Raw genomic sequence first — 23,127 nt, 5'->3', positions numbered from 1 at the left:
AACTTTAAAACAGGGCCCCGCTGTGGCGGGACCCTGTCTTTAAGATAGTGAAGCTGGATGACATCCAGTGGAAGGCAAACGAACCTGGGTGAGAACTAGTTAGCGCTCTCGTACTTTTCAATAATGTGCTTTGGCAGCGCACCGCGGTCTGCAACATCCATGCCATTCTCTCGTGCCCACTGGCGAATCTTGCGATTGCGATCACGGGCCTCAGCGGCATTGGGATTAGCGGAAGAGCGCTTACGCGGAGCTACAACCGTGCTGTGATCAATAGAAGCGTTCGCAATATACGGTTCTAATACCTGCTCGAACTTCTCAGCATTTTCCTGAGAGAGGTCGAGAATGTAGTTCTTACCGCGGAAAGAGAAACGAACGACTTGGTGATCTGCGGAATCAAGCGGAGTCCCATCGAGGTCGTCGATGTACTGAATTAGTTCGCGGCGTGCCATAGAATCCCTGCCTAAGCTTGGTGCTGAACTTGTAATAATGAAGAAGGCTTACGGTGAAACTTCAATACGGTGAAATTTCAAATTAATATCAAGCCCTGTTTTCTTTCCCTCACAGTATAAGTGCAAAGAAATTTAATGTCTATTGACGATAATTGAGTTAGATTGTGCAACTTATATCGAATACATGGTTTGTTAATAATTCGATTAATTGTGCACAAGAACTTGGGGTAATAAAAAGACGGCCCTGCATGTTGTGCAGGGCCGTCGTGAACAGCAACTACGCTACTGAGAGCGCAATGCGGGGTGCGCTCTCAGTGGTCGTCGGAAAGCGAAAGGATGAGAAGGCGCTTAAGCCTGGGTCATGCCCTCACCAGGCTTGCCTCGGTAGGTAGCGGCGACGAAAAGTGGCTGGTTCGGTTCCTCCTTGACCTCGACGAGGCGGTACTCAGAGGTAACGTCCTCGCGGCCGAAGTAGACAGCGGTGTAGCCGTGGCGGTCGAACTCGAGGTAGTTGACGTACGGGTTCGCAGCCTTGAGTCCAGCGGTAGCAGCCAAGGAAATCGGGTTGTCCTGAGGCAGCTTCACAATGTCATCGATGTTCGGGGCGCTGACGGAAGTACAGACAATCTCAATGGCGGCAATACCGGCACTCGGGTACTGGCCCGGGACCTTCGGTACGTTGCAGTTCCAGGAGGAGTGAATATCGCCGGTGAGGAAGACAACGTTGTCGTAGCCCTCCTTACCCATGATGTCAATCAGCTTACGACGCTCAGCAGCGTAGCCATCCCACTGATCCAAGTTGTACGGCAGGCCGTCCTGAGGCAAGCTCAGCAGCTCAGTGACAGCGCGAGTGGCCTCCGGATCCAGCGGCGGAACCAGCACTGGAGTGAACATGACGGAGTTGCCCACGACACGCCACTTTGCGCTCGAGGAACGCCACTGGCCGAGCAGGTAATTGAACTGCTCAGAGCCGAGCATGGAGCGACTCTCATCATCGGTCTCGCCAGCGCGGATGAACTTCAGCTGCTGGTCACGGTAGGTGCGCAGGTCCAGCATGGTCAGGTCGGCGAGATCGCCGAAACGGAAGCTGCGGTAGAGCTTGCCGCCCTGGGAGAAGGGGACAGCGCGAACCGGCAGCCACTCCAGGTAAGCCTGGATAGCGGCGTCGCGGCGGGCAACGTAGTCGCCTTCGGTCTCCGGGTCGTGGTTCTCAGCGCCACTGTGCCAATCATCGTTGGCGACCTCGTGGTCATCCCAGGTCACAATCCACGGCTTTGCGCGGTGAGCTTCCTGCAGGTCCGCATCGGTGCGGTAGGTGGCGTAGCGCAGGCGGTAGTCAGCGAGAGAAATAATCTCGTGAGCCGGCTTGTGGTCACGAACCGGGCCCTTGCCGGAGTAGCCACCGGCCTCGTACTCGTAGATGTAGTCACCGACACACATAATGATGTCGATGCGGTCATTTTCCGCCATATCGCGGTAAGCGGAGAAGAAGCCACTTTCCCAGTTAGCGCAGGAGGTCAGCGCGATGCCCAGGTGATCTGGCGAGGAGTTCACCGGCGGCGCAGTGCGAGTCTGGCCAATCGGGGAAACCTGGCCCGCGTGATGACCAGCGGTGACGGTAAAGCGGTAGAAGTAGTAGGAATCAGCGGAGAGACCCTTGACATCGATCTTGACGGTGTTGTCAGCATCCGGGTCGGTGTTCAGGGCACCAGAGGCAACGATGTTGCCGAAGCCCTCATCAGAAGCGACTTCCCACTTCAGTGCAACAGGGCGGCCCTGGTTTGCACCTGCGGTGTCGCCTGGGTGCGAGGTCACACGAGTCCAGATAAGAACGGAGTCTGGCAGTGGATCGCCAGAGGCCACACCGTGTTGGAAGACCTGAAAACCACCAGAACCGCCAGCATTAGCTGGAGACTGTGACTCAGGATTGGCCCCCGCACTAGTCGCGGTCGCCAGGCCGATGGCGCCAGCAGCAGCACCGGTAGCGCCGGCACGCAGTACGGCACGACGAGAAGGGGTGAATGGCTTTTGGGCTGTTGCGTCGCTGTTCGAGACTGCGCCGTTCAGATCCGAGGCTGCAGTCTGAGATTTATCTGAAGATGGCATAGCCCTCATTACAGTAGTTCTCAGTCCGTAGCGCCATCGGAGGGAGAAAATAGCCCGATACGGGGGTACTAAGAGCGAAAGCGCGACTATTGCTGCTCAACAACAGTCGCGCTTAGTTCGACGGATCTCGGCGAGTGGCCTTAACCCGAAGCGGCCAGGTTTACGCGCCCAGCTCCGAAATGATCTGGCGATCCAGAGAATCCAGCTCTGCGGTAATGGAGTGGTGTGCGCGACGACGCTGCTCCGGGGTCATCTTCTCGGCAGTGTTAATGGCGTCAGTCATGACATCCAGACGCGAGTTGGCGTCCTTGATAAAACCATCGGTACCCTTGACGCCCGACTTACGCAGCTCTGTCAGTGAACCACGAGTGGCCTCAATGCGGGCCAGCAGCGGCGCACCGTGCCCCTGGTAACGAGCGGCATCATTAGCGGAAACACCGAACTTCTGCGCGGCCGAAGAGTGTTCACGGCGCTGAATGGCAGTGATGGCGCGGTAGGCCAGCGGAACCAGCACCGGTACCAGCAGGCGTGCGCCACCGATCCACGACTTTGCCTTGTCCTTGTTGAAGCCCTGGCTGCGCTGCTGTTGCAGGATCTTCTCGGCCATCTTGGTCTGGTGGCGCTGCTTGGCGGCCAGCGCCTTCTTCTCGTCCTTGGCACTCGCCTTGCGGATCTTCTCCGCGCGCTTCAGAGCACGGTTTTCCAGCTTGAGTTCCTTCTTACCGAGCTTTTCCTCAGAACGAACGCGGCCAGCGGCCTCCTTCAGCTCCAGCTTGTGCTGGTGCTTCTGGTCGCGCTTAGCGGCCTTGACCTCAGCCTTATGTGCCTTGCGATTAAGTCGAGCTGCGTGGCGAGCCTCTTCCTTAGCCTTCGCCTTGGCAGCCTTCACCTGCTTGGCGGTTTCGCGCCGACGCTCACGGATGTCACCCAAGAAGCTCATTTTTTCCTTCGCCTAGTTGCTCGCAGATAGTCCCTCCGGAAAAGTGGGGCGGAAAACCCGTAAACCCCACCGCGCCGGAGTGCGCTTGCCAGATGCAGTGGCTGCATCACGATTCTTGCTATCCAAGCTTAACGTGAAACTTCCTACCGAGTGGCGATACGCTAATTCTCATTGTGACTGATTCATCCGTTTCGCGCCCGCTTCTCCACGCGAGCGACCTCATCGGCTGCCGCTACCGGCTGAGCCTCGACCTCCGCGAGGGGCGGCTAGTCGAACCTGCTTCTCACCATGAGCACCGCTTGCCGACGTCCATCGCGTCCATCCCCGGCCTGTACACAGTGGCCTCGGGACCGGACGCTCACCTGGATACCCTTGAGGCCATCGCCCGCGGAGAAAGCGTCATCACCGGTGGCGTGCTCATGCATGAGCGTCCGATTCCCGGTGGGGTGTACTCGGGAATCGACGAGATTTGCCACCTCGATCTGCTGGTCAAGGTCGATGATTCACCACAGACGACCTCCCCGACGTACATGCCGGTCCTGGTTGTCACACGGCACCTGCTCTCTGCGCGCAAACCGGGCCGGCGGCGTAAGCCGTCGTCAAGCAATGTGGCGCGTGCGGCGGCGATGCAGGTGCGACTGCTGGGCGTTGACCGGCTCGGGCGTGATGGCGTGATGGGACGGACCCTGCGTCAGGCGATGGTTGTCGCGGACGAGTGGAAGCTACGGCATTACGGACCCGATGCTGTGAAGCTTGGGCAGGCAGCGGCGATACTGCACCGCCTGGGCGTGTCTTGTGGCCTGGTGGGGGCGATTAGTGCCACCGGGATGAACCTGGATACACGGCATATTGTCATTGCCGATGAAGGTTCGCGCGTGGCCTCGTACCGGATGGCGTTGCGGGACGCGCGTGATGCCGTCGCTGCCACTCAGGGGCGACCGTCACGGTTTACGCCAGGCACCTGGCCGCTGGCGCCACGGCGCATCCGGGAGTGCCGAACCTGCCGTCACCACGACCTTTGCTTGGCTGAGCTGACCGCAAGTGACGATATTTCCCTCCTCCTACCTGGGGATAAGTCCATGCGGTTGCGCAGTGTGGGCATCGACACAGTCACGGCACTGGCGCAGGCCAGTACCAACACTCCGCACGTCAGCAAGGAGCAGGTGTGGATGGCGAGGGCGCGGCTTGCCGACGTCGACGCGCTCCGGGTAGCCGCTAAGACATCGGCCCCGCGTGGCGATATTGAGATGGATATCGATATGGAGGCGTACCCCAACGATGGCGCCTACCTGTGGGGAACGTGGGTGCCTGGGGAGGACTACCGCGGGTTTATCACCTGGGAGCCACCGGGGCCAGAAGGGCTCGGTGGCACGGCAGAGGCCAGGAACTTTGCGATTTTCTGGGATTACCTGATGCGTCGTCGAAATGCGGCGCATGAACAAGGCAAGACCTTCCGCGCCTATTGCTGGGCGGCAGAGGGCGAGAACTATTGGCTGCGTCAGAGCGCCACCCGGTTCGGCGGCCAGGAATTTGTGGTGCCCGCAGATTCGGCGGAGCTGGCTACAGGCGATGCGGCTGGTTCCAGTTCCGAGGCAGCTGGCCCGACAAAGATTGTGCGGGTGCCGACCCGCGAAGAAGTGGACAAGTTCATTGCCTCGGAGGACTGGGTGGACATGCTGAAGGTCGCCCGTCGCCAGATCCTCTCCACCGTCGGCATGGGGCTTAAAGTCGTGGCCCCGTGGTCGGGCTTCCACTGGCGCGACGCCGATGTTGACGGCGAGGCATCGCTGGATTTGTATCGCATTGCGACGGCCACTGACCTCGACTTTGTCGCGGAACAGTCCTTTGAAAAGCTCACGCAAGCCGAGGCTCGCGCCATGCTGCTGCGCTACAACGGCGATGACTGCCGATCGGTAGCCCACGTCCGCGACTGGCTGGATTCACAGCGCGCGGCCGCGGACCTGCCGCATGGGGATGACCTGCCGGTTCCTTAGCGCGCTAACCACGCGCCCACATGCCGCGCCGGGCGAACTTAGGTGAGACCTTCTTCATCGCAGCATTGCGAATGATGGCCGTGTTCTTGCGGGCTAACAGCAGCAACTGCTGTGTGCGCTCGGCGCGGAATGTTGAGCGAGGGGAGCGGTGCACATCGCGGAAAAGCCGCTTCGTCGCCGCCAGCTGATCCGGCGAGCGTGTCGCCAACTGTGCCAACTTCTCCTTGGACAGCTCAAGTGCAGCGTCTTCCGTGTCCACGGCCCACGTCGCCAGACCAATCTCAGTTGCTTCCTTGCCGTTGAGTTCTTCGCCAGACATGGTCAGCCAACGTGCAGTATCGGCGCTGACCTCATCGAGGATGGTTCGCATACCGGACATATCCGGAATCAGTCCCCACTTCGCTTCGAGGATTGACCACTTGGCATCGCTCGTAGTAATGCGGAAATCAGCACCTAGTGCAATCTGTAGACCACCGCCGTAGCAGTGCCCATGCACCGCCGCAATGACCGGCACCGGCAGGCGTCGCCAGTCCCAGCAGGCGCGCTGGAACAGGTTTGTGCCGTGGATATCGGGGACGAATGAGCGCAGGATGCGTGAGGGCTTCTTAAATGCCGAGGCGAAATCGAGTCCAGCGCAAAACGATTTGCCCTCGCCACGTAGGATCACGCCACGCAGATCACGGTCAGCTGCCAGTTTCCGGGCGACGGCGGACAGCTCGGTCAGCATCTCAAGTGTTAGACCGTTGAGTTTGTCTCCGCGGTCCAAACTGACGACAGCGATTTTCGCCGCCTCTGAATCAGCTACGGCGAGGTGTTCATAGGCGACGTTGACATTGTTGCTGGTGTTCATGGGCACTAACGCTAAACGACGGCTACGTGTGCCGCCCGGGAAATACCAAAAGTGGTCTCAAACAAGACATAAAAAACCGACCCGCTGAGGGTAAGCCCCGTCAGCGAGCCGGTAAGCCATCTTTAGCGCGCGGCAGGGACGCGTAAAAAGCCGCGCGCTGTTAGCTGAAATTACTTGGCAGCTGCGAACAGCTCTGCAGCGTAATCCCAGTTGAAGACGTTCCAGACAGCCTTGACGTAGTCAGCCTTGACGTTCTTGTACTGCAGGTAGAAAGCGTGCTCCCACATATCCAGCAGCAGAACCGGCTTCAGGTTGATGGACAGGTTGCCCTGCTGATCAGTCATCTGCTCAATAACCAGGCGCTCTGCAATGGTGTCGTAACCCAGAACAGCCCAGCCGGAGCCCTGCAGGCCCAGAGCAGCAGCGTTGAAGTGAGCCTGGAACTTCTCGAAAGAGCCGAAGTCGCGCTCGATAGCCTCAGCCAGCTCACCGGTCGGCTGGCCGCCACCGTTCGGGGACAGCAGCTTCCAGAACAGGGAGTGGTTGGTGTGGCCACCCAGGTTAAAGGCCAGGTCCTTGGACAGGCCGGTAACAGCTGCGAAGTCGCCGGACTCGCGAGCAGCAGCGAGCTTCTCCAGAGCAGCGTTGGCGCCGTTGACGTAATTAGCGTGGTGCTTGCTGTGGTGCAGCTCCATAATCTCGCCGGAGATGTGCGGCTCCAGAGCGTCGTAAGCGTAATCCAGCTCAGGAAGCTCGTACTTAGTCATTAGGAAAATTCCTCCTCAACACGTTTTTAGGTTGTGCCGTCGATGGTACTCAAGATGAGTGGATGCGCAACCATTTAAGCAATACAATTAATGCGAAATTCGTAAAAAATGCTGTTCAGGGATATCTGTCACAAGTTTATGAACGTGGCGGCTGAGTGCGGCGAATCCATTTACTCACGCGCTTGAAGCGCATTCCGGCCGCGCCACCCAGGTCGTCGTCAAGCGGAATGTCGAGAATGGAAGCCCACGTGGGCAGCATTTCTTCCTCGTACCGGTGGCCGTGACCACCGGGGACGGTGACGGAGGCGAGGCCGTCGATAAGCACCTGCCAGAAGGTGACGAACGGGTGCCAGCGCATGGAGGGGAGAACATCGCGGCCGACGCGCTCTGCAAGCCAGTCGGGGCGGCGCCAGGCCAGTGGGTAATCCCACCAAACGATGGGGTCAGAGGCATGCTGCAGGAATGCGACGCGCGGGAATTCCCACGGCCCGAACTTGGTGCCATAGAAGGAGTGGTACAGCTCGTCGGGGCGCGTAGCGAAGCGGATGTTTCGCCCCTCGTCGATGACCGGAGCGATTTCCGGAGACCCCTTTGTCCGACGGTGCGTCAGCTCTTTCCACATTGCGGAGAACTGTGGTGCGCCCGTCCAGACAGCACCGTCGACGCGTGCGAGCATGTCAGCGGAATTCTCGAATGCGCCGAGACCGCCAAACCCGCCAAGGGATTCACCGGCGACGTAGACCTTTGGACGGTCGTTCTCCGGCATCTTGTCGACTTCCTGCAACACCCGATGGATAAGGGTGTGGCCAGCCGCGATTGGGGTTTCGTGGTCCGTTAGCCATGCCACTGGGGAGGGGAGGTCAGAGTACTGCAGAGCGACAGTGGCGCAGTTGCCAAGGGTCAAGAACTCTGCAGCCTGCGCCGACCACGGTGGCACCCAACCGGTGCCGGTGGTGGTGAAAACAACCAGATGATCGCGCCGGAACGCGCCGGTGCGGTGCATCTCGCGGATGATGAGCTCCGCCTGTTCCCGCAGAGAACGACCTGGCACCTTGCCCGCATAAATGCGGATGGGTTCCTGCAGTTCGGAGAGCGGCTTGCCGGTAACCACCGCCAAATCTCGGGCACGGGGGCCTTCGGCGACGAAGACGCGCCCCTCGGCGCCGAGTGCGTACCACGGCTCCAAAGACCACGGGCTACCGGAACGCTCTGGCTCCCACGGCTGCATGCGGCCGGGAACGACCAGCGTGTTCAGGTATCGGGACTTCTTGGCGATGGACTCCAAAGTCCGACGGATAAGCAGTCGGTCAATGCTGGCGGCCACGGCACCACCGACGATGGCACCACTGAGAACCGGGGCGAGACCGCGCGGCAGCCAGGGGCGGAGGTTGTCCCGCAGTAAGTCATAGCCGCGATTGGCCAGCGCGGAGAGCCCCCGAGTGGTCAGGTAGAGACCACTGGCAATCATTGTGGAGGCGAACTGGCTGCGTGCGGATTCCTGCTCATCCTTGCCCACCAGGCGGCCAATTTCGCGCTGCTGGGAAATGGAGCGCAGCCACAGCGCCGCGGTGGTGGCCGTGGTGGCAACATGCCAGGTCACGGCCAGTGCGCGCTCGTGTCGAGGTGCCGGCGCAAAGCGGCTGAGCGGAGTGCTGGCCAGACGCCGCATCGTCGTGTTGTAGCCATAGCCGATAGCCACCCCGGTGACATGGCCCGCCAGCTGTGCCAGGAAGGTCACAGTAACGGTGGCGATCCGAGTACGCGGCATCAGCGAGGGGCTAAAGGCAGCCCATGACGCAATTTCTGCACCAATTAGACCGGGGTTGGAGGGAATGCCCGCTCGCAGTGCGCTGCGGATAGTGCCAGGGCCGGTACCTAGGAGGCGTTCGCGAAAGACTTTGGTCGCCATCAGACTGCCGGTGCCGACTGCGCCCAGCGCTTTGGCCATGCCAGCTGTGCCAGCGACTCCTGTAATTCCCGTTCGCGCTGCTCGTGCAGCTCGCACTGTCCTGGTGGTTTCGATTGGCTGAGCTACAGGTGTGTTGCCCGTAGACGCAATCGAGGGCGCAATCGAAGTAAATGCGCGACGCAGGAATCCCATAACTCCCATCATGGCAAAATTTTTTCCACGGGGTTTATTCATCTCGCGCCAGTTTTCCGCACAAAGCGTAGCCTGTGGGGTGTCGCAACGTTTTCCGAATCGGTTGAGAAGGATCCGAGGGCTATGAAGCTATCCACAGGAAATAAGGTCGTGCTGATCGGCGCTGGCGACGTCGGCGTGGCATATGCGTACTCACTGGTCAACCAAGGCACTGTCGACCATTTGGCAATCATTGACATCGACGAAAAGAAGACGATGGGCAACGTCATGGACTTAAACCATGGCGTCGTGTGGGCGTCGTCGCGCACCAAAGTCACTCAGGGCACGTACGCCGACTGTGACGATGCCGCGCTGGTAGTCATCTGTGCAGGCGCAGCACAAAAGCCCGGCGAGACTCGCCTACAGCTGGTGGACAAGAACATGAAAATTATGAAGTCCATCGTCGATTCCGTCATGGCCAGCGGTTTTGATGGGCTCCTACTGATCGCCTCCAACCCCGTCGACGTACTCACATACGCCGCGTGGAAGTACTCCGGGCTGCCACACAACCGTGTCTTCGGCTCCGGCACCATCCTGGACACCGCACGTTTCCGTTACATGCTGGGTGAATACTACGATGTTTCCCCGATGAGCGTGCACGCATACATCATTGGTGAACACGGCGACTCCGAGCTGCCGGTGTTGTCCAGCGCCAACGTTGCAGGCGTCAGTCTGTCCAAGCGCCTCGCCGCCGACCCCGCGCTTCACGACGAGCTGGAGGACATCTTCATCCGAACCCGTGATGCCGCCTACGAGATTATCGATGCCAAGGGCTCCACTTCCTACGGAATCGGTATGGGTCTGGCCCGCATTACGCGCGCCATTTTCCAGAACCAAGAGGTAGCTCTGCCGGTCTCCGCATACTTGCAAGGTGAATACGGTCATGAGGACGTGTTCATCGGAACACCAGCCATTGTGAACCGTCGAGGAATTCGCCGCGTTATCGAGCTTGAGCTGGACGAATACGAAAAGAAGCAGCTGGACAAGTCCATTCAGACGCTCCGAGATGTGCAGGATCCATTCTGGAAGTAACTGCTGGTAGCGAGAGTAGATGTCTTCTCGACATGCGCTTTCGGCCGTCTCATTTGAGAATGAGAATGCCCACCTTCTATTGGCCCGCGTGGCCGACTCTGGCCAACGCTTCGTCTTCAACACAGGAGTGCCTTCTCTATGGCAGCGCAGAGCCCTCAAGACACAGCAACTGACAACACTGAAAGCGGCGCGGCCGTACCGCGTCTGGATGACCTCATCAGCAAGGTCACTGATCTGATCACAGAGTTGGACGACGTCTCGGTGGAGGCTTCTGCACTGCTCGCAGAGGTGCCGGAAGAGCGCCGTCGGCACGCGGAAAACCTGCTGCACTACGCACACCTGCGCACAATTGACATCCGTGAGCTGCAAAACAGCTTGCACGACCTCGGCGTGACCAGTCTGACCACGGTGGAGACTTTCACCCGGGGGCGCCTTGAGCTCGCTCTCAACGCGCTGTTGGCGCTGGCGGGGCGCACCTCAGACATCGATGTCGCCCGCATTATTGCCGACGATGAGCGCGCGGATATTGCCCTGGATAACAACGCCACCGAGCTGTTCGGTCAGGAGCGCGCGGATGTCACTTCGCACATTATGGTGACCCTGCCCGCCGAGGCCGCCGACGATGCAGAGTTGGTGGAGAGCTTCGCTGCCGCTGGCATGGATCTCGCTCGCATCAACTGCGCCCACGACGGCCCTGAGCAGTGGCGTCGCATGATTGACAACGTCAATGCTGCAGCTGAGAAGGTCGGTCGCCGTATTTTCGTGTCCATGGATCTGGCTGGCCCGAAGCTGCGCACCGGCGACATCGAACCGGGGCCCCGCGTGGGCCGTGCTCGCGTTATGCGTGACGACGCCGGCACGGTTATCGCCAAGTCCAAGATTTGGCTGACACCCCGTCTGGACGAGAACCCTAAGCCAGCTCCGAGCGATCTGCCGGGTCGCCCAGCTCTGCCGTTAGAAGCAGATCAGGGTTGGTTGGAGCAGCTGCAGCTCGAGGACGTCATCACGCTGCATGACTCCCGCTCGGCCAAGCGTCACTTCACCGTTGTGCGCATCGACACCGACTCCGAGGGCGAGATCGAGGCTGTCCTCGCCGAGGGGGAGAAGAACGCCTGGATCGCCGAGGGCACACACCTGCGCAGCAACTACGAGGTCACGCGCGCTGGTGGTGTGCCACCGACCGTGCAAAAGCTGCGCTTCCACACCGGGGATGAGTTTATTCTCACCAGCCGCGAGGAAATCACCACCATTCCACGCACTGACGATGAAATTCCACGCGTCTCCTGTTCGCTGCCGTCTGCCGTGGCAGCTCTGAAACCGGGCGATCCGGTACTTTTCGACGACGGTGCACTTGGCGCTGAGGTGGTTGAGGTCTCCGAGACGTCGTCAAGCGAAGATAGTCACGTCGATGCCCGGCTGCGTGTCCTGCGTACGAAGCCGAATGGTCAGCCGCTGGCGGCGCATAAGGGCATCAATCTGCCGAACACCGACCTGCCGCTCAATTCGCTTACCGACGAAGACATCGAGCACCTGCGCTTCGTGGTGGAGCATGCGGATATTGCTGCGGTGAGCTTTATTCGCACGCAGGGGGATGCTGAGTACGTCTACAAGGTGCTCGATGAGATTGCGGCAGAACATGAGGCTGCGGGCCGCGAGGACCTGGCGTCGAAGGCTCGGAACCTGGGTGTTGTGCTGAAGATTGAGACTATTCCGGCATTCCAGAATCTGCCGGGAATCATCATCGCCAGCATGAAGCGCGCCAAGTCCGGTCTGATGATTGCTCGTGGTGACCTGGCTGTGGAGCTGGGCTTCGACCGTATGGGTGAGGTCCCAGGCCAGATTCTGACGCTGGCGCAGGCAGCCGGTGTGCCGACCATTCTGGGTACTCAGGTGTTGGAGAACATGGCCAAGGCCGGCCTGCCGTCCCGCGCGGAGATTACCGATGCGGCCTTCGCCCTGCGTGCCGAGTGCGTGATGCTGAACAAGGGGCCGCACATTACCGAGGCCATCGCGATTTTGAACAACCTGGCCCGGAAGATGGGACGTTCGCAGCGTAAGAGCCGCATCATGCTGCGGAAGATTCGCAGCTGGTCGGACTAGTGGCTGGGGTAGGGGCCGGGCTAGTTTAGGTAGGTTAGGGGGAGCGCACTTAAAAACACCGTGGGAGAAAAGACTGCGGAAGAAGCCGGCCGCGCGTACGAGAGGAGCCCTGCGGAAAATGTCTAATGAACAGGCAGAAAACGCGGGGTGGGCTGTGCCGCCGCAGTCTCCAAAACAGCAGCCACAGCAGTCCCCACCTCAGGTGGTGCTGCCACCGCAGCAGAGCTGGCAGCCGACTGTCTCGGATTCGGCCATCACCGGTGCGACACCGCGCTGGAAGGCCGATGAGATTGTTCGCAAGCGTGCGGACAGCGTCTTTCGATGGGCAATGAGCGGCGCTGGAGTATTCGCCGCATTTACCGTATTCATCTGGATGAGCATTCTGAGTCCAGGTCAGGATCTGGTGGTTTCCCTCCTCGGCGAATTGGGAGCATGGGCTTTCGGTCTCTGCGGAATGGTTTCCCTCATTGGGCTGGGTTTTTCGGTCTACAAGACCCTCCAGGTGCTGCGTGACCGCGCAACGTATGCCCGCCCACTGCTGTCGCGCACGGCAACGGATGTGCGCACGATGCACATGTGGCCAGTGCGCAACATCACGGGACCCGTGGTCGCGTTGGCCGAAACAGGAGTCACTGCCGTAATGGGGCCAGGTCGCTTTATCTGGTATCTGGCCTGCGTTTTGTGGCCACTTGCAACGGGTTGGTTTATCGCTGCCGACGTGTCCAGGACGTACTTCCAGGCCGGAATCATCACCGTTTTAGCTTGTGTGACAACTGCCCTTACGGCTCGGCTACTCCGCTACGTGTTGGCTCCCGAGGAAGTGCATCGCAACATTCCCGTTGGGGCAGGTCGCGAGCGCACCCAGCCCGGTTTCTGGTCCAAGGGCTTCATCCCCAGCGAAGCTACCGATGAACAGGGGGAGGCGGGCGCAATGGCCGTCGACAAGCAACTTTTCGAAGGAACGGCGAGCGAATTCGTCGACGATTTTTATAAGTAGCCCAGGCAGTCGCGAATTACGGACTGCGAATAGGTATTCTGTGGCCTTGTGGGAAAGAAATCTCGTAAGAAGAATAATCAGGCCCCGGAGGGCATGAGCCGCCGTCAGGCGAAGCTGGCAGCCCGCGCTGCTGAGCGTGCAGCGTTGCTGGGCAATCCGCGTCCGTTCAAGGACTTCGACGAAGAGGCTGACATCGTGGCTGTCCGCGAGTTCGCTCCGGCTGTGGTCATTCCGGTCACGGTCGCTGACGCTGAGCGTGACATCAAGGTCTGCACCGTGCTGCCGGGTGGCGTAGCCGCACTGACGCGTGCCGCTGACCAGGGCAATGAGGCTTTCGTCGCGCTGCAGACGCAGGCTCGCACCAATGACGGCGCTGCGGATCTCTCCCGTGCGCTGGCGTGGGCTCGCGATGCAGAGTCGGGTCAGCAGCTCTCCGCCGCTACTGACGGCGAGGCTGCACCGCTTACCGACGTCCTGACCGCCGTGGATCTCGACAACATGGAGGTCCACCAGGACTTCGAGTGGTGGATTCCCAAGGGCATTGAACGCACCCCGATGATCGAGCAGAACCTGGCCGTGGCTAACGACGCGATTCTCCCGTCATACCGCCTGGACGCGAAGGTCGCTGGTGCTGTCTGGTGGATTGATCCGGGCGAGCGCGCTCACATCCGCTGGGTGCGTCGTGAAGATGAGAAGCCGCTGCTGGATGCCTTGGCACGCGTGCACGCTGCGGACAACCTCTCGCTGGGAGAGGGCACGAAGTTCGCCGGTGTCTTCCGTACCGATGGCGTGCTGGTGCCGGTCTGGGACCTGGATAACACCAAGCCGCACGACCACTGGATTGCTGCCGTGGAAGAGGCCGACAAGCGTATCGCTGAGGCGCTGGCCAGCGAAGAGCCGCTGACCGCCGAGGAGCGTAAGTCCCGTGAGACCATCGTGTCCCGTCAGGTGACCATTCGGAACTAGGTACCTAGACAGCCTGGCGGAACTGGTTTAAGAACTAACGCGTGTGGCTCAGCGAAAAACTGAGCCACACGCGTTAGTTGTCTCTAAGTTATCTGAAGCAGTTTTAGCTACTCTCTTGGCTATCTCAGCTCCGCAAAAAGTGTTGGCGCTTCGATTTCGTCCCAGAGCAGCACATTGCCCGCATAACCGGTATCCATGGCGCCTGAGGTGGGCACGGTAAGAGAATCGGAACCGAAGAGCATGCGCAACATCAGCCAGGTCAGATGCCAGACGTGGTCACCATCGCCGACGCGCACGGCCTTAGTGCCAGCATTGGCCAGGCGAATCCAGCGGTAGGGGTTGAGCCATACCGCAGGTGACTTCAGCCGTCCCATCAGCGCACTCATGAATTCACGCTGCCGCTCTACGCGGTCCAAGTCTCCCTGGGCGGTAGCACGCGTGCGCACGTAACCCAGGGCACTCGCGCCATCGAATTTCTGGCAACCGGCCTGAATATTCAGGCCTGCCAGCGGGTCGTCGATGGCTTCTTCAGGGCACATTTCGATGCCACCGACAGCGTCGACGACACCGGCGAAACCGCCAAAGCCAATTTCGGCGTAGTGGTCGATGTGAATTCCAGTGTTTTTCTCTACGGTGTCGATGAGCAACTGGGGGCCACCAAATGCGAATGCCGCATTGATCTTGTTTTTGTCATTGCCCGGGATATCCACGAAGGAGTCACGCGGGATACTGACCAACTTCGGCTTACCGAACACCGGAATGTGGGCAATCATGATGGTGTCTGTGCGCTGGCCGAAATTACCACTGCCCGTCGATAGCTTGGCGGCATCTTCCTCTGACAAGCCCGTACGAGAGTCCGAACCGACGAGCAACCAGTTGGAGGACATCGTATTGGCAGGGCGATTTGCCAGACCTGAGAACGCGTCGACCCTGGTCAGGCGGATGTCAACAAGTGCCATCGTGGCGACAAGGAAGATGACGACAACCAGGATGATGGATTTAAAGCGCAAGCGTGGCAGCCGCATGCGTGGCATGCGGAAGCTCGACCTGGCACCGGCTCCGCCACGACTGCTGCGGCGTCCACCACGGCCAGAACTCGCTGCTTGTGGGGCACTGTAGTAGTCCTGCGACGAACCCTGCGAGGAAGATTGGAAATCCGCATCCGGGTTATAGCCGGGTGGAGGAAACCGCGGATCGCTGCCAGCGCGTCCGCTACCGGTCCGGTTCATCGGTGGACGGGACTCAATGCGCGTTTCGTTCAGTGGCGCCTGCCGACGTTCTGGTTGCGGCCTAGACCTGCGTGGAGGCATAGGCGCTGGGCGGGCTGCCCCTGCCCGAGAAGGGCGGTCCGGGCGGGGAGGGATGGGGCGTCGTGAAGCGCCACGCGAATCGGCCGCACGGGAGCGAGCATGCTTCGGCGACGCCTCGTCCACACGGCGGTAGATGGGGCGACCATAGCGATCTTTGAGCGGCCTGCCGTATCGGTCGCGGGCAATGCGCGAGTCGTCGAAGTTGCCTTCCATACCAATTAAGAATAGGCAACGACAGTGCACTAAGAGAACCGAGACAGCAATACAAGTATTGGTAGCGCTGGCGTTACCCTGCGTGCGACGTGCTGAAAGGGTTTGGGGCCGAAGAAGAATATGCTGGAAATATGTCCGCAATGAACCAGAACTACGAACGCGCAGTCAACGAGTCGGATGTTTATGTCAAGAGCCGACATGGTGTTCCTCGAGGGTTCTTCGCCTGTGAGGCGGCGGGGCTGGACTGGCTGCGCGAGGGCGAACCTGACGGCGGTGCGCGCGTCGTGGATGTGCTGGGCGTGAACGGGCATGGTCTGACATTGCGTCGAATTGAGTCGATGGCGCCGAATCCACAGGCAGCGTACGAGTTTGGAAAATCGTTGGCTATTACCCACAATCTGGGCGCCGCTGGCTGGGGTGCCGGCCCCGATGAGTGGGAGGGGCACGGCTACTTCGGTCCGCTGGATCAGCCACTACAGATGGACCTGACTCCACGGGAGAGCTTCGGTGAATACTGGGCGAAAGGACGTCTGCTGCCCACGCTTGGAAAGTTGGAAAACTCCTACAATAACCGTCAGCTAGATATCTTTGACCAGCTCATTGACCGACTCTTGGCTGGAGATTTCGACAACGAGCCAGACGCTGCGCGTGTCCACGGTGACCTGTGGTGGGGAAACCTCATGTGGGATGCAGACGGCGCGATCCTGATTGACCCCGCGGCACACGGCGGAGCCCGGGAGGAAGATCTGGCACTGCTGGCGCTATTCGGGGCAACGCACTTCGACGAGATCTTGCGTGGCTACGAATCTGTACATCCCCTGCCGGATTTCGCCGAGAGCTGCGAACTCCACCAGCTCTATGCCGTGCTCATGCACGCGGTGCTATTTGGTGGCGGATACGCCGGACAGGCAGCGGCAATGGCAGCGAAGTACGTGCGTTAGCTGGCGTTAGCAGCCTCCAGCACGCTAGCGATCTCCAGTAGCTCTGCCTCACCGCAGCGCACCGCACCGATGTTGACGCTGGTGGCGGGGAGCTCCGCGTTGGGTGTGCTGCCGCTTGTGCCCGGCACAGCAATTGGCACGGACACGCTTGCCCACCCAGTCAGATTCCACAGCGATAACCACGGAGTCCACCGGGTTTGCTCGTCAAAGTCCTCCCACGGCGCCAACGCAGAGAAATGCCCAATACGTGGCGGATCGAACGCCAGCGTTGGCGTAATCACCGCATCGACTTCCCAACGCGATCGAATCGCGCCGGGCAGAGCCATCCGCTGCTGATGTGTCGCCGCCGCCTCCGCTGCGGAAGTCTCCTGGCCACAGGCGCGAATCCACTGCACGATCTCGGAGTAGTCCGCGCGCGGTAATTTCGTGGCCATTCGCGTGATGGTCCGTCGAAAGATCTCGAACACGTCCGGACCTGCCGGGTCATAGGGGCTGGGCACTTCCACCACCTCATACCCGGCGTCGGCAAGACGGTCAGCCGCCGCCCACACACCGTTTGCCCAGCGCTTATCGACGTCCACCTCAGCATGAAACGGGCTGACAGTGACACCGATGCGAAGGGGGCGCTGGGACCGTCGGAAAACATGCGAGGTTGCGGAAAAGGGCACCCCGGCCAGTAGCTCTGCGTCATCGACTGTGCGAGTGAGAAAAGCGGGCGTGGAGAGATTTCCACCCGCAATATCGTGTGCCGGTTTCAACCCAACGAGGCCACAGCAGGCGGCAGGCACGCGGATGGAACCGCCACCGTCAGAGCCCAGAGCTGCGGGAACGATACCAGTTGCGACAGCTACTGCGCTGCCGCCCGAGGAACCACCGGGAGTGCGTGGCGCGGTATCCGGCTGATTGGGCAGCTGATTGGGCGCGGCGAAATAGGGGTTTTCCGGAGCCGGGTAGCCAATCGGCTCGGTGTAGGCCGTCATCCCAACCTCGGAGGTGTGTGTAGTCGCCGTGAGGATGGCGCCGCGAGCCAGAAGTTTCGCCACGGGTTCCGAGGTTTCGGTGGCGGTGAAAGCCAAGTTGGCGGAGCCCATCGTGCATTTGACACCGGCGATGGTGAATAGGTCCTTAATCGCCACTGGCAGTCCCAGGAGGTCACGCGGGAGGCCGTGGCTAGCGCGCCGGGCGGCCTCTGATTGAGCAGTGAGGCTGCGTGCACGGTCGACAGCGTGCTCGGCCAAGGACGTGGCAATACCGAAACGGGCGGGATTGGTTGCGGCGTCGTCGGCAAGCGTGGCGAATTCCGAAACGATCTCCGATACCGAGATTGCGCCACTGCGCACGGCTTCAGTGAGGGCGCGGGCGGGCATCTCGGAAGAAAAGGTCATGCAATAAGTGTAGAAGCCCTCTAATCTGAGCTTATGACGACGGTTACTTATTTGGGTCCTGCGGGCACATTCACCGAGCAGGCGCTGTGGGACATGGCGCGTGCTGGCGAGATTGATCCGGCAGGGGAATCTGCGGTCAATGCGGTGCCGGTGGATAGTCCCGCGGCCGCGCTTGGAGCCGTGCGCCGAGGGGAAGCGGACTTTGCCTGCGTGGCTATCGAAAGCAGCGTGGACGGTCCCGTCACACCAACTTTTGATGCCCTCGCTGCTGGGCCGGAGCTGCAGGTTTTCCGTGAAACCGAGGTCGGGGTGGTCTTCTCTATCCTGGTCCGTCCCGGTACGACGGCGGAACAGGTGCGTACTTTTACGACACATCCTGTGGCGTATCCGCAGGTCAAACAGTGGGTGGATGCCAACCTTCCGGGCGTGGAAGTTCATCAGGCCAGCTCCAATGCGGCGGCGGCTCACCAGGTCGCCGAGGGTACCCACGACGCTTGCGCTGCCCCGGCCCGCGCGGGTGAGCTGCTCGGACTTGAGGCGCTGGCCACTGAGGTCGCCGACGTGCGCGGTGCCCGAACCCGTTTCCTACTGGTGGGGCGCCCTGGTGTGCCGACGCCGCGCACCGGTGCCGACCGGACCTCGGTCTCCTTCACGCTGCCGAACCAGCCCGGCACACTGATGCGCGCCATGAATGAGTTCGCAGTGCGACAGGTCAACCTCACCCGCATCGAGTCGCGGCCGACACGCGAGCTCTTCGGCCTCTACCGCTTCTACATTGACTGCAACGGCCACGTTGATGATGCACAGGTTGCGGCGGCTCTCGCGGCACTGCACGAATACGCCGAAGACCTGCGGTATCTGGGATCTTGGCCGGTCGCTGAGGGCGGTCGCCGCAGCATTATGACCCCGCCGCCGGATATCTCCCAGTCAATTGAATGGGTCGACGCGCTCAAGGAAGGACGAAGGTAAAACATGACACCCGCCGCGCCCGAAAATCCAGTTGGACAGCTGCCTTTCCTCGATGACCGCCCAGACCGCCCTGAATCTGTCATGCCGGTTGATTCCCAGCGCATCATTTTCATCCGCCACGGGCAGACCACCGGCAACATCAACCGCCGCCTGGATACCGCATTGCCGGGTGCACCGCTCACCGACCTCGGTGTGAGGCAGGCGCGCAGTCTGGGACGTCTTTTGCTTCCCGACGTCCACAGAATCGGTGACATCGTCACATCCCATGCCCTGCGTGCACGCCAAACTGGTGCAGGCGCGGTCGCGAGTCTGCACCACCTGGGAGAGACTTCCGTTCGCATCCGCCATGAGGGTGGTCTCCACGAGATTCAGGCCGGCGACCTTGAGGGGCGCAATGATCGCGATGCGCACATGGAGTACATGCGCGCCTTCTACCAGTGGCTCAATGGGGAGCTGGAGTACCGTCTTCCCGGCGGTGAAACCGGTGCTGACGTGCTGAACCGATACCTGCCGACGCTACAGCAGCTGCTGGAGCAGGCAGGAGCGACAGGTGGTGAATCCAAGGAGTCCAGGGAGGGCAGCAGCAAGGATGTCGTCATTGTCAGCCACGGCGCGGCTATTCGTCTGATTGGGCAGTATCTGACCGGGGTGGATCCGGAATACGCACTGCGACACCGCATTGCCAATACCGAGCGAATTGAGCTGGTTCCGAACGCAGCGGCCGTCGGCAAGCGTGCTGGCATTGAACCGTGCGCGTGGGATGTGCGTCGCTGGGGCGACAGCGAGTTACCCTAGAAGGGAGCGAAACGGCGACCGTTACTGCTGACCGTTACTGCTGGCCCTCCTGAATCTCGCGGCGCTTCTGAGCTGCCAGGCGTAGGCGTTCCGTGCGACGCTTGGTTTCCTCTTCGTTGATTTCGTTGAGGAGCTCTTCCTCGTCATCATTGATGTTCAAGGCGGCGCGCCCGATAAGGGCAACGGCCGCAGCGACGATGAAGCCGAGCCACGCGTTATCGATATTGGTGGCAAACATCAGAACGATAGTGACACATACGATAACGCCTGCAGCAGAATCAACAATGTTGAGCTGGCGGCCCTTTTTCATCAGGTTTTGCAGCTCTTGATCGACACTTTGATGCTGCGGATTAGCCGGGGTGCCCTGTGAACTCTCGGGGGAGACCTCAGCGGGCAGGTCCGCGAAGAGAGTTTGCAGTTCCGCCCGAGTTTTAGCGGAAGCAGCACTTTCGGCGCGTTTGGAGAACTCATCGACATCTAAGTAGCCATCAGCGAAATGATTGCCGAGACGCTCCATTGCAGCGTTGCGCTCCCTGTCGCCGACCCTGATTTCTGGCTTCTCGCTCGAGTTGTCGCTCATGGTTATTAAGGCTACAGGGAAGAAGAGGGGAGGGGACAGTATCGCGAGAGGAACGAGACCGTGCACGGCGGGACAAGTTTATCCGTAGCCGAGTCGGTCCAAATCCTCCTCTTCGAGGCCGAAATAATGCCCGATCTCATGCAGGAGAGTGACCCGAATCTGCTCCACCAGCTCCTCTTCGGTGCGGCTGATGCGGCAGAGCATGTCGCGATACAGGCTGATTTGGTCAGGCGGACCCCAGTGGTTGTTAGAACGCTCGGTCAGAGGAATGCCTTCGTAGAGGCCCAGCAGTGTGGGTTCGTCGAGGTTACATGGGTGGACCTGGATGATGACCTGATCGAGCTGGTCGAGAAACTGCGTGGGGATGCGGTCGATGGCCTCATCGACAAGTGCATCGAACTGCTCCGGGCTAACGTCAACCATTTATGGTGCTGCCTCGCAATGTCCTCTTGTTTTACTGGCCGATTGTTCTACTGTCCGGCGGGAGCGACTGCGTTATCCGCAGCGCCTGCTCCTGCGCCAGTACCGTCGGCACCGACCTCACCGACGTCACCTGTGCTAGCGCCAGCGCCAGCGTCACCCTGCTCCTCCCGCAGCGGATTGCGCGGTGGCGGAGCTACGGGCGGCTGGCCGTCGATAGTGAAGGACTCGTTAGCGTGGCCGTTGAGAGTGGAGAACCCGCCCTGGCCATTGTCCTTAATCAACCAGCAGTTCACACTGCGCGAGCCAGCATTGAGCGACTCCTGCGACAATGACGTCCAAAATGGCAGCAGCGTCGAGTTATACAGCGGGTCGTCACCGCCGAGGTAATTCTGCGCGAGAGTCACACACTGTTCCGCGAGCACATCATTTTGCTCCTGGTCAGTGGGGACGTTGTCACCGAAATGGTCGCGGAGATTGACAATTCCCGTCGACTCCATCATGTGATCTTCCACGCACGGCACCTGGCGGATGGCGCCGTTTTCGTCCAATGTCACGCAGCGGCCGCCCTCGAACACGCGGGACTGGTCCTGCCCGGCCGCAGGACCGGACATGTGTGCCGTGTTGCCGTCTTCATCGACGACCTGGATACCGCACAGGAAGGTTCGGTCACCCTTTTCCCACTGGCTAGGCGAAGGAATGATCGGCGCCGTGATAAAACGACCGTCCGGATCGTACTGGCCGCCCAGGTATTCAGTCACAGTCTCGCGGCACACGCCATTTTGCAGAGCCACCAAATTGTCCGCTGTCGGGTAGTTGGCAGTTTTGGCGTATTGCCCCGGATGTTCCTCGTAATCGGCGAGATTCAGTTTCTTGGCGACCTCATAAGCGTGCGGCTGCTCACAGGGCACGACGCGGAAGTCAGAAACATTCAGATCGTCTGCCAGATTCCAGTCCAGACAGTTGCCCGTGGTTGCGCTGGTGAACGCCGTCGTCTCCTTGTCGACGATGGTTGTCGTTGTCGACGATGACGCGCTTGCCGACGAACCCTTGCCCCCAAGTGGCCCACTCGGTGGCTCGATGACTCCCGCTTGCAGCGCGAATGCCATTCCCGCGGCGCCAACCAGCATTGCCGTCGACAAAGCGCGCATTCCCCAGCTTCCGCGCGAGTTATTCGAAGCGTTGGCATCGTTGCTGGCTGCGGAGGATGCACCAGCGCTGACATCTGCGCCAGTACCTGCACCGGAGTCAGTGTCTGTGGCGGCAGCGTGCGCGCGATCCTGGTTCATATTGTCATCAGCCATAGTGACCCCATTGTGCACCGCCAATGAGCCTGTGGACAAGGTAACGCTAAAAGCGACAACGCTGCCATGAGCGTTGATGCCGTGGCAGGGAGCTCAGTCATCGACGCTCTGCCCGAGTTTGCGGTCCAAATTTGCTCAAGAGCTTTAAGCACTACAATAGTCCGGTATTCGTTCGCTACCCGAGGACACGAGTCTTGACCTGGACTGCACTACTCAGCCTGCTGGGCGTCCACATTATTGGTATGGCCTCACCAGGGCCTGACGTCTTCTTAATCCTGCGCCTTGCCACCAAATCCCGAAAGCACGCCATCGCAGCGGTTGCTGGTATCAGTACTGGCGCCACTATCTGGATGACCCTCACAGTTTTTGGGTTCGCAGCTGTCATCACCGCCAATCCTTTGCTGATGGGCGTAATCCAGCTTGTCGGTGGCTGTTATCTCATTTACATGGGCATCAGTATGGCCAAGGCAGGTATCAATACCCTCCGCGAACTGCGCGCCGGTGCCGCACCAGCCCTGGGAAGCGAGGCGCTCCGGTCGCCGAAGGCGACGTTCCGCCAGGGCTTTTTTACCAACATGTCGAACCCGAAGATTGTTCTCTTTCTCACGGCAGTGCTTTCACAGTTCATTCCCGCGGGCGCATCTGTGGGGACGCTCGTGCTTTGTACGCTGGTGCTAATCGTCTCCCAAATCACTTTCTTCCTATTTATCGCAATCGTGGTGTCGACGGATGCCGTCGTCAAGCGAATGGTGCTGGCAGGGCCGTGGATTGACACTGTCGCCGGCGCGATCTTCCTCGTCCTCGGCGCGCTGCTGGTCGCTTCAGGAGCGGAGGCGGCGCTCTAACCCGCGCGTACCTGCTTATCGACG

General features: G+C 60.2%; 20 protein-coding genes. 9 read left to right on the top strand and 11 right to left on the bottom strand.

Annotation, left to right across the window (positions count from 1 at the left end; genetic code table 11):
* Positions 1 to 95: 95 nt before the first annotated feature.
* From HMPREF2847_RS05915 to HMPREF2847_RS05905, 3 genes are all read right to left on the bottom strand, one after another.
* Positions 96 to 449 (bottom strand): histone-like nucleoid-structuring protein Lsr2, encoded by a 354-nt coding sequence (locus HMPREF2847_RS05915; RefSeq protein ID WP_016421684.1) that lies wholly within the window; start codon positions 447 to 449, stop codon positions 96 to 98.
* Between the two features lie 348 nt (positions 450 to 797).
* Positions 798 to 2,555: an alkaline phosphatase D family protein gene (locus HMPREF2847_RS05910; RefSeq protein ID WP_246821961.1), complete on the bottom strand. Its 1,758-nt coding sequence runs from the start codon at positions 2,553 to 2,555 to the stop codon at positions 798 to 800.
* A 160-nt stretch (positions 2,556 to 2,715) separates the two neighbouring features.
* A complete protein-coding gene (locus HMPREF2847_RS05905) occupies positions 2,716 to 3,495 on the bottom strand; it encodes a DUF6474 family protein (RefSeq protein WP_016421682.1) in 780 nt (259 codons plus the stop codon).
* Positions 3,496 to 3,668: 173 nt separating this feature from the next.
* Between HMPREF2847_RS05905 and HMPREF2847_RS05900 the strand changes: the two genes are divergently transcribed.
* Positions 3,669 to 5,489 (top strand): ribonuclease H-like domain-containing protein, encoded by a 1,821-nt coding sequence (locus HMPREF2847_RS05900; protein ID WP_070851809.1) that lies wholly within the window; start codon positions 3,669 to 3,671, stop codon positions 5,487 to 5,489.
* A 4-nt stretch (positions 5,490 to 5,493) separates the two neighbouring features.
* Here the strand turns inward: HMPREF2847_RS05900 and HMPREF2847_RS05895 are convergent, their stop codons facing one another.
* The 3 genes from HMPREF2847_RS05895 to HMPREF2847_RS05885 form a co-directional block, all read right to left on the bottom strand.
* Entirely contained in the window at positions 5,494 to 6,339 is an 846-nt protein-coding gene (locus tag HMPREF2847_RS05895) for a crotonase/enoyl-CoA hydratase family protein (RefSeq protein WP_070851808.1), read from the bottom strand.
* Positions 6,340 to 6,509: 170 nt separating this feature from the next.
* Entirely contained in the window at positions 6,510 to 7,106 is a 597-nt protein-coding gene (locus tag HMPREF2847_RS05890) for a superoxide dismutase (protein WP_005510435.1), read from the bottom strand.
* 136 nt (positions 7,107 to 7,242) lie between these two features.
* Positions 7,243 to 9,249 (bottom strand): alpha/beta-hydrolase family protein, encoded by a 2,007-nt coding sequence (locus tag HMPREF2847_RS05885; RefSeq protein ID WP_240593264.1) that lies wholly within the window; start codon positions 9,247 to 9,249, stop codon positions 7,243 to 7,245.
* 81 nt (positions 9,250 to 9,330) lie between these two features.
* Between HMPREF2847_RS05885 and HMPREF2847_RS05880 the strand changes: the two genes are divergently transcribed.
* From HMPREF2847_RS05880 to HMPREF2847_RS05865, 4 genes are all read left to right on the top strand, one after another.
* On the top strand, positions 9,331 to 10,278 hold the full coding sequence (locus HMPREF2847_RS05880; RefSeq protein WP_016421677.1) for an L-lactate dehydrogenase: 948 nt from the start codon (positions 9,331 to 9,333) through the stop codon (positions 10,276 to 10,278).
* A gap of 138 nt (positions 10,279 to 10,416) precedes the next feature.
* On the top strand, positions 10,417 to 12,378 hold the full coding sequence (locus HMPREF2847_RS05875; RefSeq protein ID WP_083327331.1) for a pyruvate kinase: 1,962 nt from the start codon (positions 10,417 to 10,419) through the stop codon (positions 12,376 to 12,378).
* A gap of 118 nt (positions 12,379 to 12,496) precedes the next feature.
* The gene (locus HMPREF2847_RS05870; RefSeq protein ID WP_070851807.1) at positions 12,497 to 13,375 is read left to right on the top strand and encodes a hypothetical protein; all 879 of its coding nucleotides are present in this window, start codon (positions 12,497 to 12,499) and stop codon (positions 13,373 to 13,375) included.
* 48 nt (positions 13,376 to 13,423) lie between these two features.
* Positions 13,424 to 14,341, top strand: a complete 918-nt coding sequence (locus HMPREF2847_RS05865; RefSeq protein ID WP_016421674.1) for a DUF5926 family protein — start codon at positions 13,424 to 13,426, stop codon at positions 14,339 to 14,341.
* Between the two features lie 119 nt (positions 14,342 to 14,460).
* Here the strand turns inward: HMPREF2847_RS05865 and HMPREF2847_RS11255 are convergent, their stop codons facing one another.
* Positions 14,461 to 15,864 carry an LCP family protein gene (locus HMPREF2847_RS11255; protein WP_246821959.1) on the bottom strand — a complete coding sequence of 468 codons (1,404 nt, stop codon included), beginning with the start codon at positions 15,862 to 15,864 and terminating at the stop codon, positions 14,461 to 14,463.
* Positions 15,865 to 15,995: 131 nt separating this feature from the next.
* On the opposite strand from HMPREF2847_RS11255, the gene HMPREF2847_RS05855 reads away from it, so the two are divergent.
* Positions 15,996 to 16,805 carry a fructosamine kinase family protein gene (locus HMPREF2847_RS05855; protein ID WP_070851806.1) on the top strand — a complete coding sequence of 270 codons (810 nt, stop codon included), beginning with the start codon at positions 15,996 to 15,998 and terminating at the stop codon, positions 16,803 to 16,805.
* Here the strand turns inward: HMPREF2847_RS05855 and HMPREF2847_RS05850 are convergent.
* Positions 16,802 to 18,190, bottom strand: coding sequence for an amidase (locus tag HMPREF2847_RS05850; RefSeq protein WP_070851805.1), 1,389 nt, complete (start codon positions 18,188 to 18,190; stop codon positions 16,802 to 16,804). The genes HMPREF2847_RS05855 and HMPREF2847_RS05850 overlap by 4 nt on opposite strands.
* 33 nt (positions 18,191 to 18,223) lie before the next feature.
* On the opposite strand from HMPREF2847_RS05850, the gene pheA reads away from it, so the two are divergent.
* Both pheA and HMPREF2847_RS05840 read left to right on the top strand, forming a co-directional pair.
* The gene (gene pheA, locus HMPREF2847_RS05845) at positions 18,224 to 19,159 is read left to right on the top strand and encodes a prephenate dehydratase (RefSeq protein WP_005510446.1); all 936 of its coding nucleotides are present in this window, start codon (positions 18,224 to 18,226) and stop codon (positions 19,157 to 19,159) included.
* A gap of 3 nt (positions 19,160 to 19,162) precedes the next feature.
* The gene (locus HMPREF2847_RS05840; RefSeq protein ID WP_070851804.1) at positions 19,163 to 19,954 is read left to right on the top strand and encodes a histidine phosphatase family protein; all 792 of its coding nucleotides are present in this window, start codon (positions 19,163 to 19,165) and stop codon (positions 19,952 to 19,954) included.
* 34 nt (positions 19,955 to 19,988) lie between these two features.
* On the opposite strand, the gene HMPREF2847_RS05835 is transcribed toward HMPREF2847_RS05840, so the two are convergent.
* The 3 genes from HMPREF2847_RS05835 to HMPREF2847_RS05825 form a co-directional block, all read right to left on the bottom strand.
* On the bottom strand, positions 19,989 to 20,534 hold the full coding sequence (locus HMPREF2847_RS05835) for a DUF1707 SHOCT-like domain-containing protein (RefSeq protein ID WP_070851803.1): 546 nt from the start codon (positions 20,532 to 20,534) through the stop codon (positions 19,989 to 19,991).
* Positions 20,535 to 20,612: 78 nt separating this feature from the next.
* Positions 20,613 to 20,957: a metallopeptidase family protein gene (locus HMPREF2847_RS05830; protein WP_070851802.1), complete on the bottom strand. Its 345-nt coding sequence runs from the start codon at positions 20,955 to 20,957 to the stop codon at positions 20,613 to 20,615.
* Between the two features lie 47 nt (positions 20,958 to 21,004).
* Positions 21,005 to 22,258: a septum formation family protein gene (locus tag HMPREF2847_RS05825; RefSeq protein WP_246821958.1), complete on the bottom strand. Its 1,254-nt coding sequence runs from the start codon at positions 22,256 to 22,258 to the stop codon at positions 21,005 to 21,007.
* A gap of 194 nt (positions 22,259 to 22,452) precedes the next feature.
* Between HMPREF2847_RS05825 and HMPREF2847_RS05820 the strand changes: the two genes are divergently transcribed.
* Positions 22,453 to 23,103, top strand: coding sequence for a LysE family translocator (locus HMPREF2847_RS05820; protein ID WP_070851801.1), 651 nt, complete (start codon positions 22,453 to 22,455; stop codon positions 23,101 to 23,103).
* Positions 23,104 to 23,127: the final 24 nt, after the last annotated feature.

This window comes from Corynebacterium sp. HMSC074C03, assembly GCF_001838285.1.
In the GTDB taxonomy this organism is placed as follows: Bacteria; Actinomycetota; Actinomycetes; order Mycobacteriales; family Mycobacteriaceae; genus Corynebacterium; species Corynebacterium amycolatum.
The sequence above is the reverse complement of the archived record's forward strand: the minus strand, read 5'-3'. Positions and strand labels throughout refer to the sequence as shown.